At 53.4% G+C, this 16,329-nt stretch carries 18 protein-coding genes; 13 read left to right on the top strand and 5 right to left on the bottom strand.

What is annotated here, in order from left to right; translation table 11 throughout:
* Nucleotides 1–17: 17 nt before the first annotated feature.
* A complete protein-coding gene (locus OO731_RS04755; protein ID WP_264889840.1) occupies nucleotides 18–971 on the top strand; it encodes a fructose-bisphosphatase class II family protein in 954 nt (317 codons plus the stop codon).
* Here OO731_RS04755 and OO731_RS04750 read toward each other — a convergent pair.
* From OO731_RS04750 to OO731_RS04740, 3 genes are all read right to left on the bottom strand, one after another.
* Complete coding sequence (locus OO731_RS04750) at nucleotides 968–1,987, bottom strand: PfkB family carbohydrate kinase (protein WP_264889839.1); 1,020 nt, start codon at nucleotides 1,985–1,987, stop codon at nucleotides 968–970. The genes OO731_RS04755 and OO731_RS04750 overlap by 4 nt on opposite strands.
* Before the next feature lie 141 nt (nucleotides 1,988–2,128).
* On the bottom strand, nucleotides 2,129–3,331 hold the full coding sequence (locus tag OO731_RS04745; protein ID WP_264889838.1) for a DNA recombination protein RmuC: 1,203 nt from the start codon (nucleotides 3,329–3,331) through the stop codon (nucleotides 2,129–2,131).
* Between the two features lie 34 nt (nucleotides 3,332–3,365).
* Nucleotides 3,366–3,929, bottom strand: coding sequence for a 3'-5' exonuclease (locus tag OO731_RS04740; protein WP_264889837.1), 564 nt, complete (start codon nucleotides 3,927–3,929; stop codon nucleotides 3,366–3,368).
* 48 nt (nucleotides 3,930–3,977) lie between these two features.
* Here OO731_RS04740 and ychF point away from each other — a divergent pair, with 48 nt between their 5' ends.
* Genes ychF through OO731_RS04715 form a run of 5 tightly spaced genes read left to right on the top strand, consistent with a single transcriptional unit; the run spans nucleotide 3,978 to nucleotide 7,481 of the window.
* On the top strand, nucleotides 3,978–5,051 hold the full coding sequence (gene ychF, locus OO731_RS04735; RefSeq protein WP_264889836.1) for a redox-regulated ATPase YchF: 1,074 nt from the start codon (nucleotides 3,978–3,980) through the stop codon (nucleotides 5,049–5,051).
* 29 nt (nucleotides 5,052–5,080) lie between these two features.
* On the top strand, nucleotides 5,081–5,557 hold the full coding sequence (locus OO731_RS04730; RefSeq protein WP_264889835.1) for an SRPBCC domain-containing protein: 477 nt from the start codon (nucleotides 5,081–5,083) through the stop codon (nucleotides 5,555–5,557).
* Nucleotides 5,558–5,575: 18 nt separating this feature from the next.
* Entirely contained in the window at nucleotides 5,576–6,664 is a 1,089-nt protein-coding gene (locus tag OO731_RS04725) for an acyl-CoA desaturase (RefSeq protein ID WP_264889834.1), read from the top strand.
* A gap of 22 nt (nucleotides 6,665–6,686) precedes the next feature.
* Nucleotides 6,687–7,055, top strand: coding sequence for a DUF1801 domain-containing protein (locus tag OO731_RS04720; RefSeq protein ID WP_264889833.1), 369 nt, complete (start codon nucleotides 6,687–6,689; stop codon nucleotides 7,053–7,055).
* Entirely contained in the window at nucleotides 7,056–7,481 is a 426-nt protein-coding gene (locus OO731_RS04715) for a DUF1761 domain-containing protein (protein WP_264889832.1), read from the top strand.
* 238 nt (nucleotides 7,482–7,719) lie between these two features.
* Here OO731_RS04715 and cysE read toward each other — a convergent pair whose 3' ends face one another.
* Both cysE and cysK read right to left on the bottom strand, forming a co-directional pair.
* Nucleotides 7,720–8,226: a serine O-acetyltransferase gene (cysE, locus tag OO731_RS04710; RefSeq protein ID WP_264889831.1), complete on the bottom strand. Its 507-nt coding sequence runs from the start codon at nucleotides 8,224–8,226 to the stop codon at nucleotides 7,720–7,722.
* An 8-nt stretch (nucleotides 8,227–8,234) separates the two neighbouring features.
* Nucleotides 8,235–9,167 carry a cysteine synthase A gene (gene cysK, locus OO731_RS04705; protein WP_138275636.1) on the bottom strand — a complete coding sequence of 311 codons (933 nt, stop codon included), beginning with the start codon at nucleotides 9,165–9,167 and terminating at the stop codon, nucleotides 8,235–8,237.
* Nucleotides 9,168–9,266: 99 nt separating this feature from the next.
* Between cysK and OO731_RS04700 the strand changes: the two genes are divergently transcribed.
* The 7 genes from OO731_RS04700 to iolD all read left to right on the top strand — a co-directional run bounded on the left by OO731_RS04700 (nucleotide 9,267) and on the right by iolD (nucleotide 16,327).
* A complete protein-coding gene (locus OO731_RS04700; protein WP_264889830.1) occupies nucleotides 9,267–9,836 on the top strand; it encodes a hypothetical protein in 570 nt (189 codons plus the stop codon).
* Nucleotides 9,833–10,024: a DUF6186 family protein gene (locus OO731_RS04695; protein WP_264889829.1), complete on the top strand. Its 192-nt coding sequence runs from the start codon at nucleotides 9,833–9,835 to the stop codon at nucleotides 10,022–10,024. The genes OO731_RS04700 and OO731_RS04695 overlap by 4 nt, the downstream gene beginning before the upstream one ends.
* 92 nt (nucleotides 10,025–10,116) lie before the next feature.
* The gene (gene iolC / locus OO731_RS04690) at nucleotides 10,117–11,073 is read left to right on the top strand and encodes a 5-dehydro-2-deoxygluconokinase (protein ID WP_264889828.1); all 957 of its coding nucleotides are present in this window, start codon (nucleotides 10,117–10,119) and stop codon (nucleotides 11,071–11,073) included.
* Nucleotides 11,073–11,948, top strand: coding sequence for a deoxyribose-phosphate aldolase (locus OO731_RS04685; protein WP_138316476.1), 876 nt, complete (start codon nucleotides 11,073–11,075; stop codon nucleotides 11,946–11,948). The genes iolC and OO731_RS04685 overlap by 1 nt, the downstream gene beginning before the upstream one ends.
* 24 nt (nucleotides 11,949–11,972) lie before the next feature.
* A complete protein-coding gene (locus OO731_RS04680; RefSeq protein WP_138275631.1) occupies nucleotides 11,973–13,469 on the top strand; it encodes a CoA-acylating methylmalonate-semialdehyde dehydrogenase in 1,497 nt (498 codons plus the stop codon).
* A 21-nt stretch (nucleotides 13,470–13,490) separates the two neighbouring features.
* A complete protein-coding gene (gene iolB, locus OO731_RS04675; protein WP_264889827.1) occupies nucleotides 13,491–14,384 on the top strand; it encodes a 5-deoxy-glucuronate isomerase in 894 nt (297 codons plus the stop codon).
* Nucleotides 14,385–14,401: 17 nt separating this feature from the next.
* Complete coding sequence (gene iolD / locus OO731_RS04670; RefSeq protein ID WP_138316474.1) at nucleotides 14,402–16,327, top strand: 3D-(3,5/4)-trihydroxycyclohexane-1,2-dione acylhydrolase (decyclizing); 1,926 nt, start codon at nucleotides 14,402–14,404, stop codon at nucleotides 16,325–16,327.
* Nucleotides 16,328–16,329 lie beyond the last annotated feature (2 nt).

Genomic DNA, 16,329 nt, shown 5'->3' with positions numbered 1-16,329 from the left:
GCTTCAAGAAAGGCACCATGAGTCTTCACAATGCGAACGGTCCAACTATCGATATCTTCAAGGCAACAGTCGCGGCCACGGCCGAATGCTGGCACTTGGTTGGCTCGGGCGATAAGAATGCCGTCGACGGTGCTGCGGTTGATGCCATGCGTGACTCTCTTCGCGGGGCAAACTTTGGTGGCGTGGTCGTTATCGGTGAGGGTGAGAAAGACGAGGCCCCGATGCTTTTCAACGGCGAGATCATCGGTGGCGGGCAGCCTGTCGAGTGGGACATCGCGGTGGATCCGGTTGACGGTACTGCTCTGGCGGCTGGCGGACTAGACGGTGCTGTGTCCGTCATGGCTGCTGCTCAGCGCGGTGCCATGCTGGCTTCTTCAGAGGTTTACTACATGCAGAAAATTGTTAGCGGACCTGCTGCCAGGGGAGTACTGGACCTAGATGTTGCAGCTACCGAGAACATTAACCGATTGGCGGCGGCCTTGAACAAAGATGTTTCTGAGATTCGGGTGGCTGTGATCAATAAACCTCGAAACTACGACCTAATCGCCGAGGTAAAAGCCTCCGGGGCACATTGGGTCAGGTTTGATGAGGGTGACATCACCATGGCTGTGGCGGCGGCAACTCCAGACAGCGGAGTTGACCTCCTGCTAGGAATCGGTGGGGCTCCCGAGGGTGTGGTCACTGCCTGTGCCGTTCAGATTCTGGGCGGTTTTATGCAAACCCGATTTGCGCCGGAAACTCCAGATGAAATCTCTCGGGCTTTAGGCGCTAATTATGACCTTGAACGAAAATTTGAGCTGGATGAGTTGGTTTCGGGTGACCAGTTCATTTTCGTTTGCACGGCAATCACCGATGGTCCGCTGGCCCGCGGTGTGCGCGAAACCGAGGAGTTTCTAGAGATTCAGAGTTTTGTGCTCGACAGCCAGTTGGGCGATGCCAGAGTGCTCGAAGTAAGGGTTCCGAAGAACTAGATGATTGCTGGCTCGCCGAGAGGTTCTTCTCGGTTTGGCTCAACAGTCAAGAATGCCTCAGGCATGCCATCTAGGTTCTGGAGACCAGAGGTTGGCTGCTGAACAGCAACTGCACCCCACTGAACCGCCGTGGTTACACCCTTTGGTACATCAAAACCTACACCGTAGCGCTCATCAGCTTCTGCTGTAGTTGACTCGGCCACGGCTGACAAGAAACCGGCAAGAGTTGAATCGCCGGCACCAACTGTGTTGATGACCTTGATTGGCGGAGTGCGAGCAGCCCATGAGTGGTCCTTGGTGACAGCAATCATTCCGTCTGGGCCAAGGCTGGCAAGAACGCACTCGACTCCGGCTGCGCAAAGTTCACGAGCAGCGTCGATCACGTCACCGTTGGTGTGAAGTGAGCGGCCAACAGCTGAAGCAAGCTCCTCTGCGTTTGGCTTCATAACGCTGGCAGCACCCTTGCGTGCCCAAGTCTGTAGCGGCTCGCCTGAGGTGTCTAGTGCAACTCGAACGCCCATGGTTTTCATTGCATCAAAAATAGGCTGCAGGTCAACGTAGGTTCCAGTCGATAGGTCATTTGGCAGGGCACCAGCGATAACTAGCCACTTTGCGCCGGCCTTGCGGACGGTTTCGATGGTTAGGTCAACGACTGACTTCCAGTCTTCTGAGCTCAATGGGCGCGGTGCCTCGTTTACCTTGGTGGTTGCGCCGTCTTTAATGACCATGGTGGTCGAAACTCGTAGTGTGCCGTCAACCCAAAGTGGAACGAGTGACTCGGTGTGGCCGGTGCGAGCAAGAACGCTTGGGTCTGAGTTACCGATTGGCACAACTCCAGGGGCAGCCATACCGACTAGGTTCAAGCCCTTAGTGACATTGATGCCCTTACCGGCAAGCTCTTCTACAACACCGTCGGCGCGGTTAACTCCACCTTCGACTAGGTCGTGAACGTAATAGGTGCGGTCCAAAGTTGGCGCAGGTGTAAGCGTGACAACGGGTGATTTGATGTCAGACATGAAGTACTCCTTGGAGTTGCGTGGTGAATCGCCGATTTCAGCGTTTTATCGGGCTGCAAACTTCATTGTCGAGCGCTTCGAAAAAGTATACCGAAACCTGAGCCAGCAACTTTGATTTGGAATTACAAAACTGGCGCTTTGTTACCGTTCTGAGATGTTTGGGTTTTCGGTCAACTCACTGGCGCTCATAGTGTGCGGTGTGGCATCAAGCTCCGGTGGGCTTGGAATCTCGTTAGTGCCAAGTTGCGTTTCGTCTAGGTCGTTTAGCTTGCGGGCCGTTACCAGCACTCGAGTTTCGAGGCTAGAGATGAAGCCGTTGTAGTCGCGCACCGAGGCTGTGATTGACCGCCCAAGTTTTTCAGCGTGTTCAGCAAGCTTGCCGACCCTCTCGTAAAGCTCTTTGCCCAGCTTGATCATGGTTTTTACAGAAGTTTCGTCTGCATTTTGACGCCAGATGTAGTTGATGGTCTTGAGGACCGAAAAGAGGCTGACTGGTGATGCCAAGGCCACATTCTTTTTAAAGGCGTATTCGAGCAGTGCCGGATCGGCATCCAGTGCTGCCGATAGCAGTGACTCGCTAGGCACGAAGGCAATCACAAAATCTGGGCTGGCATTCAACCCGCTCCAATAACCCTTAGACGCCAGGGCATCGATATGGCCTTTGACCGCCTTGACGTGTTCGTCAATCAGTCTTTTACGCCGGGCCAACTCTTCGCCAGATGCAAGTTCGGAAATGGTTGAGGCCTCTTGGTAAGAGTTGAAAGGCACTTTAGAGTCAATCGCCAATGACTTGCCGCCTGGCAGGTTGATAATCATGTCGGCGCGCCCAGAACCGGTATCGGTGCTAAAACTGGCTTGTTCATCAAAGTCGGCGTGCTTGATTAGGCCGGCAAGTTCAACCAACTTACGCAGCTGGGTCTCTCCCCAAACTCCGCGAATGCTGTTTGAGGAAAGGGCTTGAGAAAGTTGCTGCGTCTGCTTGCGCAGTGCTTCATCAGAGTCAATGGCGTTCTTGAGTTGCTCTTGAATTGTTCCGAACTGTTCGGTGCGCTCTTTTTCGAGACGGGTCACCACAGACTGCATTTGCTCCAGGTGAACGCGCACCGGAGCCAGGGCCTGAAGCATTTTGTTTTCTTCTCGATCGCGTTCATCGCGTTCGCGTTTTTCGGCTGCCGCTTGTTCAAGTTGTGCCTTTAGTCCGGCCGAGCTGGCTTCGAGGCCCGCAATTTGAATCAGGAGATCCTGAGTTTGGTCCGCATCAGCAGGCTTTTTTGCCTTGGCTATGAACCAGCCCAGGAGCACACCTGCGGCTAAACCGATTGCGAGAAAAATATAAGATTCCATGCCCCGAGTATTTCACCATGGGGTGACAAATTGCCTAAAGGTCTTTGAAAACCTGTTTGGTGGCACTGAGGAGTTCGGCTAAGTCATCGACACCGTGACGATCCGCAGCATGAATGATGATGCGAGCACAGGCATCGCTGTCGGCAAGTGCGTCGTGGTGGTTGAACTCTTCATGGCCAATTGCGTAAGCCACGGCGTTCAATCGGTAGGACTCAAGGTTGTAGGTTTTTCTTGAAATCGCCAATGAGCAGCTGTACTGAAGCTTTGGCAGCTCGTGCTGAACTAACGCTGCAGTAGCCCGCAAAACCCCCATGTCAAACGGTGCGTTGTGGGCAATCAGTGTGTCGTCACCGATGAAGGACTGCATTATTTGCAGGGCCTCGGCAGCAGTCGCAGCGCCGTCAACATCACTCGGTCTAATTCCATGAATACGGATGTTGCCCTCATGGAACCAATCGTTTGGCGATGGGGGTTGGATTAGAAATGCCAGCGTGTCTGCGATTTTTCCGTCGCGTACCTTCACCAACCCAACTGCGCAGGGGCTAGCCGGCGATCCGTTCGCGGTTTCGAAATCTATGGCAGTGAAGTTAAGAGGCACAAGCTAAGTCTGCCAGTAGGCGCCAACAGCAAAGTAGACTTGACCCTCGTGGCTCTTACAATCGGAATCGTGGGACTGCCTAACGTAGGCAAGTCGACCCTCTTTAATGCACTCACCAAAAACAACGTTCTAGCGGCAAACTATCCGTTTGCAACTATCGAACCAAACGTTGGTGTCGTGAACCTTCCAGACCCTCGCCTTCAGGGCTTGGCTGACATGTATGGCTCAGAGCGTATTCTGCCTGCGCCGGTGTCATTCGTCGACATTGCGGGCATCGTTCGCGGCGCATCGGTCGGTGAAGGCCTGGGCAACAAGTTCCTAGCCAACATCCGCGAGGCTGACGCAATTGCTCAGGTGGTTCGTGGTTTTGTCGACGGCGATGTAGTGCACGTGGACGGCAAGGTTGACGCCGCCAGCGACATTGAGACCATCAACACCGAGTTGATTTTGGCCGACATGGAGACCCTAGATAAGGCTCGCCCAAGAATTGAAAAAGAAGTCAAGGGCAAGAAAATGGAGCCGGCCGCTCTAGAGGCAATTGACGAGGCCAAGGCAGTTCTCGACGCAGGTAAGCCGCTGTCATCCAGTGATGTTGACCTAACCCCGATCAAAGACCTAGGCCTTTTGACCGCCAAGCCAATCATTTACGTCTTCAACGTAGACGAGGGAATCTTGACCGACGCCGCCAAGAAGAAGGCGCTCGCCGACTTGGTTGCACCGGCAGAGGCAGTGTTCCTCGATGCCAAGGTTGAGTCTGAACTTATCGACCTCTCGGTTGAAGAGGCCAACGAGCTCCTAGCCTCTTTGGGTCAGGATGAATCTGGTCTAGACCAGCTGGCTCGCATCGGTTTTGACACCCTTGGTCTTCAGACCTACCTGACTGTGGGCCCTAAAGAAGCTCGTGCCTGGACTATTCGCAAGGGTTGGACCGCGCCGCAGGCTGCCGGTGTAATTCACACGGATTTCCAGCGTGGATTCATCAAGGCTGAAATTGTGTCTTACGAGGACCTAATGGCCGCAGGTTCAATGGCAGATGCCAAGGCTGCTGGCAAGGTTCGTATGGAAGGAAAGGACTACATCATGAAAGATGGAGATGTAGTCGAATTCCGTTTCAACGTTTAATGCATTCAGAAGCGTAAAAGGAGCCCGTGATGGAGCAATCTTTTCTGTATTCAGTTGAGCGGGTGTACCCGGTATCAATGGAGCAAATGTGGGCGGCCTGGACCGAACCAGCACAGTTAGAAAAGTGGTACAGCCCAACTGAGCTAAAGGTTGTTGCTGGTTCTGCCTCATCAGAGACACGTGAAGGTGGCCTGTGGGCTATCGGGGTTGATGTTTCTGCGCACGGCTTCAACGCCTATTTCTGGGGCGAATATCAGCGTGTGGTTCCAAATAAAAAGTTGGTCCACACCATGCATTACAGCCAGGATCCAGCCGATTTTGAGTTGAAGGACATGAACACCCCATCTCACCGCATCGAAATTGACTTCGAAGAGCGTGACGGAGGAACCTGGGCTAGGTTCTCGCAGTTCGGCGAGATGCCAGCTGAGCAGGTTGAACTGACTCGTCAGGGCATGGAGAGCTACTTCAATTCACTCGAGGCGTATCTTCAGGGTATTAACAGTTAGAGCGCCTAGACTCGGTCTATGACCGTCGCGACCGCAACTAGAGCGGCAACTAATTTTCACGAAGTCCTTAACTTGGTTAAGTCGGCGGGATTGCTAAAGAAGAAGCCAAGTTTCTACATCATCCGTTTATCTGTAATTTCGGCAATTGCCACTGGCCTTTGGGTTGCCGGCGGTTTTATCGGGGGAGCAGTTCAAACCCATTGGGCTTGGATCTTTGCGGCTTTTGGCATTGCGGGGCTTTTGGGAATCATGAGCGCTCAGTATGGCTTCATCGCGCACGAGGCAGCTCACCGTCAGATTTTTCAAAACAACAAAGCTAACGATGCTCTTGGGTTGGTTCTAGCCAATCTATTTGCTGGTCTTAGCTACGGTTTCTGGTTGCGCAAGCACAATAAGCACCACCAGCACCCAAACCAAATTGGTCAAGACCCGGATATCGCAATTCGAATCCTGAGTTTTACACCAGAATCACGCGATCAAAAGCGCGGCATTGAGCGCTGGATCGGCGAACGACAGGGCTACTTCTTTCCGTTTTTGTTGCTGCTAACCGGTTTTGACCTGCTGTTAGACAGCATCGCAAACCTTCGCCGCAAAGACCGCCCAATCGGCACAAGACTTCTCGAATTTTCGCTGATGATTGTTCGTCAGACCTCTCCTTACCTGCTGATGACCTGGATGTTTGGCTGGCTCTGGGCGATTGCCCTTTGGGTCTTCATGATGATGGTTTTTGGCTTCTTTATGGGTGCTGCTTTTGCACCGAACCACAAGGGCATGCCGCTGGTGCCAAAGGACTCCAAGATTGACTTTTTTGAGCGTCAGGTTTTGACCAGTCGCAACATCAAGGGCAGTTGGTTGAAAGACAACCTAATGGGTGGCCTGAACTACCAAGTTGAGCATCACCTATTCCCGTCTATGCCTCGACCTAACTTGATTAAGGCAAACGTCATCGTCAAAAAGTTCTGCGAAGAAAAGGGTGTAACCCTGGTCGAAATGAACTTGATGGCCAGCTACAAAGTGATCATTGACTACCTAAGCAAGGTTGGCCTGAGCAACAACGCCGACCCGTTTGTGTGTCCTATGGTTGCAACCCTGCGCCCACGCAGTTAATTGCGCGGCCATAATTGGTGGCATGAACGCGATTGATGAGTACCTAGCTACCGTTGCTGGCTGGCAGCAAGATATGTTGCTGGAGTGGCAGGCTGAAATGCTAAAAATTGAGCCTGATTCTGAACAGGTCATTTACTACGGGGTGCCCTGCTTCAAAGTCGACGGCCAAGCTATCGGCGGCTTCGCTGCCTACAAGAATCACTGCGCATATTTTCCGTTCAGCGGGCAAACCCTAGTAACGCTTAGCGATGAGCTTCGGGATTTCAATAAGACCAGCGGTTCTCTGCATGTCAAAGAAACTCAAAAACTTACACCCGAATTAATCGCCCTGTTGATTGCAGCTCGTAAGGTTGAAAGCGCAGAAGGCTACGGTCACAGAAAGAAGAAATAGATGGATTTTTCACAGATTAACTGGTTGGCCGTATTGGTCGCTTCAATCGCCGGTTTTGTTGTCGGCGGTGTTTGGTTTGGCCCAAAGACTTTTTATCCAATTTGGTGGAAGCTAAACGGCAACGAGCCTACAACTGATCCGGGTGGCACCAGCGTGGCTGTCTTGTTTGGTTCGACGTACTTGGCAACCATCGCGCAGGCTGCAACTGTGGCAATTGTCATCGAGGTTGGAAGTTTGGCTGACCCAAGCTTTGGTGCTTGGCAGGGTCTGGCTGCGGGTGCTCTCTTGGGTGCCGGTATTGCCGCGGCATCATCTCTTTCACACCGACTGTTTGCCCGCCACGGTTTTGGTGTCTGGATCATTGAGGTCGGCCAAGACATCGTTTCACTCGCGGTTATGGGCCTAATCATCGGCGCCTGGCTCTAGGGTCCAATTCAAGGTCTTTTAGGCCGGATAGCAGAAAATCCTCGATTTTACAGTCGAGGATTTTCTTTGTTTGGCTTACTTGCTGCAGGTGCAACCGCCACCACAGCAGCCATCAGAAATATTAATCATCCGTTCCTCCTTCTTAGGGTTACGTAAGAAGGGTACCTCTATCCGAGGTTCAGTCAAGGGACTCACAGCAAACTTGAAGTTAAGCCGGAACGAGAGGGGAGGTTTTGCGCTACTTGATGGTGCGCATTTGCGGACCAACTACAACCGAGTTGGCCGGCAAGTCCTTGGTAACGATGGTTCCGGCACCAATCGATGAGCCATCGCCGATGGTGATGTTGCCAAGAACAATGGCACCCGCTCCGATGACAACGTTGTTGCCAATGGTCGGGTGGCGTTTTGCTGTGATGTTCTCACGGCCACCAAGGGTCACGCCGTGGTAAATCAGTACGTCGTCGCCAATAATCGCGGTTTCACCAATAACAACGCCCATACCGTGGTCGATAAAGACTCTGCGGCCAACCGTGGCGCCCGGGTGAATCTCAACTCCGGTCCAGAATCTGGTTCCGGTAGCAAGGACTCTTGAAAGTACGCGAAAGCCACTCTTGTATAGAGCGTGGTTAATCCGGTGCTGCCAAAGAGCGTGGAGACCGGGTGAGGTTAAAACAAGCTCGAGCGCGCCATAAGTTGCTGGGTCGCGCTCGATGCCTGTTCTAATGTCTTCGCGAAAACGTATCAAAGTACCTTTTAGTCTAGGTCCTGAAGGTCCTTGTAAAGAACTGTTGATAGGTAGCGCTCACCGAATGACGGGATGATTACGACAATCTTCTTGCCGGCAAATTCTGGACGAGCCGCAATCTTTGATGCGCCCCAGATAGCTGCTCCAGATGAGATTCCACCGAGGATACCCTCTTCGGCACCCAAACGGCGTGACCACTTGATTGCCTCTTCGGTAGGGGCATCAAGAACTTCGTCGTAGATGGTGGTGTCGAGAATCTCTGGAATAAAGTTGGCGCCGATTCCCTGGATTGGGTGGCCTGCTGGGGTTCCACCGTTAAGAATCGGTGAAGCCTCTGGCTCAACTGCAAAGATCTTGATGTCTGGGTTCAGCGCCTTTAGGGCCTGGCCAACACCGGTAATGGTTCCACCGGTTCCGATTCCGGCAACAATTGCGGCAACCTGGCCATCGGTGTCGCGCCAGATTTCCTGAGCGGTGGTGTTGCGGTGGATCTCTGGGTTTGCTGGGTTAGCAAACTGGCGAACCTGAACTGCACCCTGGGTGTTACCGATTTCCTCTGCCTTAGCAACGGCACCGCGCATACCCTCAGCGGCTGGGGTAAGAACTAGCTCTGCGCCATAGGCACGCAATAGAGTGCGGCGCTCCTTGCTCATTGAGTCAGGCATGGTCAGGATTACCTTGTAGCCGCGCGCAGCACCAACCATGGCCAGGGCAATTCCGGTGTTTCCAGAGGTTGCCTCAACGATTGAGCCACCAGGCTTTAGTGCACCTGACTTTTCTGCGGCATCAACCATGGCGATACCGATGCGGTCCTTAACCGTTGCTGATGGGTTGTAGAACTCTAGCTTGGCTAGAACTTCGGCAGGGCCTTCAATAATGCGGTTGATGCGAACTAGTGGGGTGTTTCCGACTACCTCGGTGATGTTGTTGTAAATCGCCATGATTTCCTTCAGATAGGACAAGTTGGTGCTCTTGGGATAAATATAGCGAGAGTATTTTTGATGTTTCAGACTGTTACGGTTTAGCGATAGCCTCGTCCTGTGAAGCAATTGCTGCGTGGAATCAACCCCTGGTTGCCTGTTTTCGCGTTCGTGACAATGTTTCACCTGCAGCGCGGATCGGTAGTGGACGCCATCATTTTTGGCACTGGCACCATCTTGCTAATTGCAGACTGGAAGAAGCTCGTGAAGTTTCACATGCCAGAGCGGCCACAGATAAGTGTTCAAGCACTTTTGTTCGTGATGGCAATCAGCAGTGCCGTGCTGTTCTTTTCAGAACGCAATAGCTGGCAAGACAAAGTGCTGCTTCTTGCCCTAGCGCCTATCGCAGTGGTCTTGGTTTACTACCGCGATCACGGACCAAAACCTTCCTCAAATAAAGTCATGGCCCGCACGAAGTGGATTTGGGTAACTCTGGCTTTAGTGATGGCGGTGTCCGAGCTTTTTGCTTACATATTCGCCGAGGTTTTTCAGGATGACCTGACCTATCCGACAATTTCGATTTTGGTGAATCCAATCCTTGATTCGCCATACGGACGAGCCATCTTTTTGATTGTCTGGATGGCTATTGGTGTGGGTCTGCTCCAGATCAGAAAGGGGCGTCGGCGATGACAATTCCTCTTTTTGAATACCTTTTAGTGATTGTTGCCGGAATCGTTATGTGGCTGTTAGGAAGGCTGAGGCCTGACCTGGTTTCACCGTTCGGCGCTCTAATTGCGCGAATAATGCACCATCGGAACACCAGATTGGCTCTGGTTGTGGTCTGGTGGTGGCTAGGTTGGCATTTCTTTACTGAATAGCGTGTTGCTTATGTGCCTATACTGTTGTTTAATGTCAGTATGTTAGGACAAACACCTAACGGCCTACCTAGAAGAAAGTTGTACGACGCAGTATGACCGAGCGCAATCAACCATTTGACGTGATCACTATTGGTCGCGTTGGAGTAGACATCTACCCGCTGCAGACCGGTGTGGGTCTCGACGAGGTATCAACCTTTGGCAAGTTTCTTGGCGGAAGCGCCACAAACGTTGCAGTAGCGGCGGCGAAATACGGACTCAAGTCGGCAGTCATCACCCGCACCGGTAATGACCCTTTTGGTAAGTACATTCACACCGAGCTTCAGCGCCTTGGCGTTAGCGACCAGTTTGTCTCTGGCGTTGAGGGGTTGCCTACTCCGGTCGTGTTCTGCGAGATTTTTCCGCCAGATGACTTTCCGCTCTACTTCTACCGTGAGCCAAAGGCCCCAGATCTAGTTATCAACCAGAACGAGCTGGATCTCGACGCCATCTCTCACGCAAAGATTTACTGGTCAACCGTGACCGGATTGAGTCAAGAGCCAAGCCGCACCGCACACCACGTGGCCTGGGATGCCCGTGGTCGCAAGGAGCACACCATCCTGGACTTGGACTACCGCCCAATGTTCTGGTCTTCACCAGAACTTGCCAGCGAGCAGGTTTCCCGTGCACTTGACAAGGTAACCATCGCAATCGGCAATAAAGAGGAATGTCAGGTTGCCGTAGGTGAGACCGAGCCAATGCGTGCGGCAGATGCACTACTTGAGCGTGGACTCGAAATTGCAGTGGTTAAGCAGGGCCCTAAAGGTGTATTGGCCAAGACCCGCAGCGAAACCGTTGAGGTGCCGCCTTACTTTGTTGACGTGGTTAACGGTCTTGGTGCCGGTGACAGCTTTGGTGGAGCATTCTGCTACGGACTGCTTCAGGGCTGGGAACTAAAGCGAATTCTTCAGTTTGCCAACGTTGCCGGTGCAATTGTGGCAAGCCGCCTAGAGTGCTCAACCGCCATGCCAAGCTTCGAAGAAGTTGAAGAGATTCTGAAGGGAATGAACTAATGTCATTGGACTTCGAATCACTTCGCAACATCCGTGCCGCTAACCCGGGCAAACTAGCCGAGATTTATTCAGCAAGAAAGCGTCGCGATGTCGTTCAGGGCGATGGTCGTCTATTCATCATCGCTGCTGATCACCCGGCCAGAAATGCCCTCTCGGTTCGCAACAACCCGCGTGCCATGGAGAACCGCTACGACCTGATTGAGCGTCTGGCAACAGCGCTTTCTCGACCAGGGGTAGACGGCGTGCTCGGAACCCCAGACATCATCGATGACTTGGCGTTGCTTGGTTGCCTTGACGACAAACTGGTCGTGGGTTCACTAAACCGCGGTGGTCTTCGTGGGGCAAGCTTTGAGATGGACGACCGAATTACCGGTTATAACATCGATGGAATTGTTCGTGACCAGCTAGATTTTGCCAAAATGCTAAACCGCGTAAACCTTGGCGATGCCGGCACCGCAAACATGCTTGAGTACTCACACCACGCCGTAAACGCGGCCGCCGCAGCCAAGTTGCCGATCATGCTGGAGCCGTTCATGAGCGAATGGGTTGACGGCAAAATCCGCAATGACCTTTCAACCGATGCCGTGATCGACTCAATCAGCATTGCCAGCGGCCTCGGTAACTCATCTGCTTACACCTGGATGAAGTTGCCAGTAGTTGAAAACATGGCTCGCGTGATGGAGTCAACCACTCTTCCGACCCTCCTACTTGGTGGCGACCCAGTCGGTGACCCTAAGGACATCTACGACTCATGGGGCAAGGCCCTAGAGTTGCCGGGCGTTCGAGGCCTTGTAGTTGGTCGAAGCCTGCTTTACCCGCAAGACGGCAACGTAGTCGCCGCTATTGACACCGCAGTCAAGCTTGTCCACGGATAATTTAGTTTCAGAAAAGGATAAAAAATGAGCAACCTACCTGTAGTTCCACACTGGATTGATGGCGCTGAGCGACCAAGCACTTCAGGCCGTACCGCTGAAGTATTCGATCCAGCTCTTGGTGAAGTCACCAAGCACGTTGCCCTAGCTAACGCATCTGAAATTGAGGCTGCGATTGCCTCAGCCAAGGCAGCATTCCCAGCTTGGAGCAACCTGTCATTGGCACGCCGCCAGGCCATCATGTTTAACTTCCGCGAGTTGCTAAACCGCAAGAAGCCAGAACTTGCCGAAATCATCACTTCAGAGCACGGCAAGGTGCTGTCGGACGCGCTGGGAGAGATCACCCGCGGTCAGGAAGTAGTTGAATTTGCAACCGGTATGCCTCACCTTCTAAAGGGTTTCTATTCAGAGAACGTATCTACTGGTGTTGATGTTTACTCAACCCGTCAGGCTCTTGGCGTAGTCGGAATCATCAGCCCGTTCAACTTCCCGGCAATGGTGCCGATGTGGTTCTTCCCGATTGCGCTCGCCGCAGGTAACACCGTCATCTTGAAGCCATCTGAGAAAGACCCATCAGCGGCAATTTGGATGGCCAAGCTACTCAAAGAGGCAGGCTTGCCAGATGGTGTTTTCAACGTTCTAAACGGTGACAAAGAATCAGTAGATGGTCTTTTGACCCACCCTGATGTCAAGGCCATCTCATTCGTTGGCTCAACCCCGATTGCTCAGTATGTTTACGAGACCGGATCACGCCACGGCAAGCGCGTTCAAGCTCTTGGTGGAGCAAAGAACCACATGTTGGTTCTGCCTGACGCTGACCTGGACCTAGTTGCCGATTCAGCTATCAACGCGGGCTTTGGTTCTGCCGGTGAGCGCTGCATGGCGATCTCTGTGGTCGTAGCGGTTGAGCCTGTTGCAGACGACCTGATCGAAAAGATCAAGGAGCGCATGAGCAAGCTTCGCACCGGTGACGGTCGTCGTGGTTGCGACATGGGCCCATTGGTTACCAAGGTCCACCGTGACAAGGTTGCTTCGTACATCGATATCGCTACCGAAGACGGTGCAACCGTTGTTGTCGATGGTCGCAACGACAAGTTTGACGGTGCCGAGAACGGTTTCTGGCTTGGCCCAACCCTGATTGACAAGGTTCCAACCTCATCAAAGGTTTACACCGAAGAGATCTTTGGCCCTGTGCTTTCGATCGTTCGTGTCCACACCTACGAAGAGGGTGTTGAACTGATCAACAACGGTGCGTTCGGTAACGGAACCGCAATTTTCACCAACGATGGTGGAGCGGCTCGTCGTTTCCAGAACGAAATCGAAGTTGGAATGATCGGTATCAACGTTCCAATTCCTGTGCCCGTTGCCTACTACTCGTTCGGTGGCTGGAAGAGCTCTCTATTCGGTGACACCAAAGCTCACGGCGTTGAGGGTGTTCACTTCTTCACCCGAGGCAAGGCAATCACCAGCCGCTGGCTTGACCCATCACACGGTGGCATCAACCTCGGTTTCCCTCAGAACTAGTCAAATTAGTTAGAGACTCCAATGACGTGGTTTTTCAAAAAGGGTGAGTTAGCCAAAGACAACTGGGATGTCTTGGTCGACGGCTCAATCAAAGGCTGGCAGCACACCGGCCTTCGAGTGGGCACCCTTGGTGCAGGTAGGCAGTTCCACATCATCGCTGACGGCCTCGAGAGGTTAATCTTCCCGCTCGAGGGCGTCGGCCTGACTGTTGAGTACCGCCTGGCTGGTGAAACCGCGTTTCAAACGCAGTTCCTGCGTGGACGAAAGTCAGTGTTCCACGGCACCTCAGATCTGATTTACCTGCCGGTGGATACCGAAATTAAGATCCACGGAGAAGGCCGAGTTTGCATCGGTGAAGCGCCTGCAAAGAACTCTAAGGCGGTCAAATTTATCGCCGCCGAGGAGGTTCCGGTATTTGTGCGCGGTGCCGGTCGTGAAAGCCGACAGGTTCACAACTTTGGTGTGCCAGAGCACCTTGATGCTGACCGCTTCATTGTGGTCGAGGTCATCGTTCCGGCTGGCAACTGGTCGGGAATCCCGGCTCACAAGCACGACACCTACATTCCTGGCGTTGAATCAAACCTTGAAGAGATCTACTACTTCGAGACTGCCGTTACTAGGGGAGTAACACCGCCGGCAGCCTCTGATGCAATCGGCTACCTTCGCGGCTATGCCTCAGATGAGCGCGAGTACGACTTGCTCGAAGAGGTTCGCTCGGGCGACGTCGGCCTAGTGCCACACGGATGGCACGGTCCGGCCATGGCTTCGCCGGGTTATGACCTCTATTTCTTCAACGTCATGGCTGGCCCAGACCCAGATCGCAGCTGGAACATCACCGACGACCCAAACCACGCCTGGATTCGCGAAACCTGGCACCACCAAGATCCAGACCCAAGACTCCCATACACCGCGTAAACAGAGAAAGTATCAAAATGGCTACTCGCAGAATGTCAGTAAGTCAGGCAATCGTTGAATTCCTGGCTCACCAGTACACCGTCGACGGAGACATCCGTGTACGCACCATCGAAGGTGTTTACGGAATCTTTGGTCACGGTAACGTTGCCGGAATCGGTCAGGCGCTCAAGCAGTTATCTGTGACCGATCCAAAAGCCATGCCTTATCACCAGGCGCGCAACGAGCAGGCGATGGGGCATGAGTCGATTGCCTTCTCTCGCATGACTCGCCGCCGTTCAACCTATGCGTGCGCTGCCTCAGTTGGCCCAGGTGCTGCCAATTTGCTGACCGCCGCAGCGGTGGCAACTACCAACCGCTTGCCGGTCCTATTGCTGCCTTCGGACACCTTCGCAAACCGAGTGGCCGACCCAGTGCTTCAGCAGCTTGAGCAGCCTTACGACGCGGTAATGACTGTGAATGACGCATTCCGTCCGCTGTCTCGTTTCTTTGACCGCGTTACCCGCCCAGAGCAGATCTTCTCGGCCTTGCTCGGAGCCATGCGAGTTTTGACCGACCCGGTTGAGACTGGCGCCGTAACCATCGCCCTGCCAGAGGATGTTCAGGCAGAGGAAATTGACGTTCCAGAAGAATTCTTGGCTGACCGCGAGTGGCACATTCGCCGCCCACGCCCAGACCGAGGTCTGATGGCCGAGGTTGCCAAGGCAATTCGAGGTGCAAAGCGCCCAATGATTATTGCCGGTGGTGGAGTGATCTACTCTGACGCAAACCAAGAACTTCGCCGCTTTGTTGAGCAGACTGGAATTCCAGTAGGTATGTCTCAGGCTGGAGTCGGTTCGTTGGTTTGGGACCACGACCAGAACCTAGGTGCCGTTGGTGCAACCGGAACCACTGCCGCAAACCGAATTGCAGCTGAGGCCGACGTGATTATCGGTATTGGTACTCGATACAGTGACTTCACAACTGCCAGCCGCACTGCCTTCCAAAACCCAGAAGTTAAGTTCATCAACATCAACGTGGCTTCTTTCGATGCTTTCAAGCACGGATCGGCCATCCCGGTTGTTGCAGATGCGCGTGAGTCAATCACAGAGCTTTCAGAGGAGCTTTCTGGCTACGCGGTTGCTGAGGAGTTCCGCAAGCACTACGGCCAGCAGAAGGCCATCTGGGATGCCGCAGTTGATGCTTCATTCGTAGATCAGCGACGTGAGTTGCCAGGCCAGCCTGAAATTATCGGTGCCGTTCAAGAGTCTTCTGACCCGCGCGACGTGGTTATCTGTGCCGCGGGTTCACTGCCTGGCGACCTACACAAGCTATGGCGAGTGCGCGACGACCTGGGTTACCACGTTGAGTACGCCTTCTCTTGCATGGGTTACGAGATTGCAGCCGGTCTTGGTGTTGCTCGCGCCGACAAGACCCGCGATGCCATCGTGATGGTGGGTGATGGCTCATATCTGATGATGCACACCGAGCTAGTAACTGCCGTAGCTGAGCGCCTGAAGTTCATCACAGTCTTGATTCAGAACCACGGATACGCTTCTATCGGCCACCTGTCTGAGGATGTTGGGTCACAGCGCTACGGAACCAAGTACCGCTACCGCGACGAGTCTGGCAACAACCACGAGACCGGCGATGTCCTGCCAATCGATCTTGCGGCCAATGCCGAGAGCTATGGCGTCAAGGTAATTCGCGTTGAGCCGGGCCCTGACTCAATCACCGATCTAAAGGCGGCCGTAAAGGCGGCCAAGGCGCACCAGGGTGGGCCAGTGCTGATTCACATCAACAACGACCCACTGATTTACGCACCTGACGGCGAGGGCTGGTGGGATGTTCCGGTAATGCCTGTTTCAGAGCTTGAGAGTACTCAGCAGGCATACATCGGATACGCCGAGGTCAAGAAGTCGCAGAAGCTCTTGCTGGGCAAAGGCGCAGTCGAAAGAAATAACTAAGT

It is taken from the genome of Rhodoluna sp. KAS3, from assembly GCF_026000575.1.
Classification (GTDB): Bacteria; Actinomycetota; Actinomycetes; order Actinomycetales; family Microbacteriaceae; genus Rhodoluna.
Note: the sequence above shows the minus strand (reverse complement) of the source record. Positions and strands in the feature narration are given on the sequence as shown.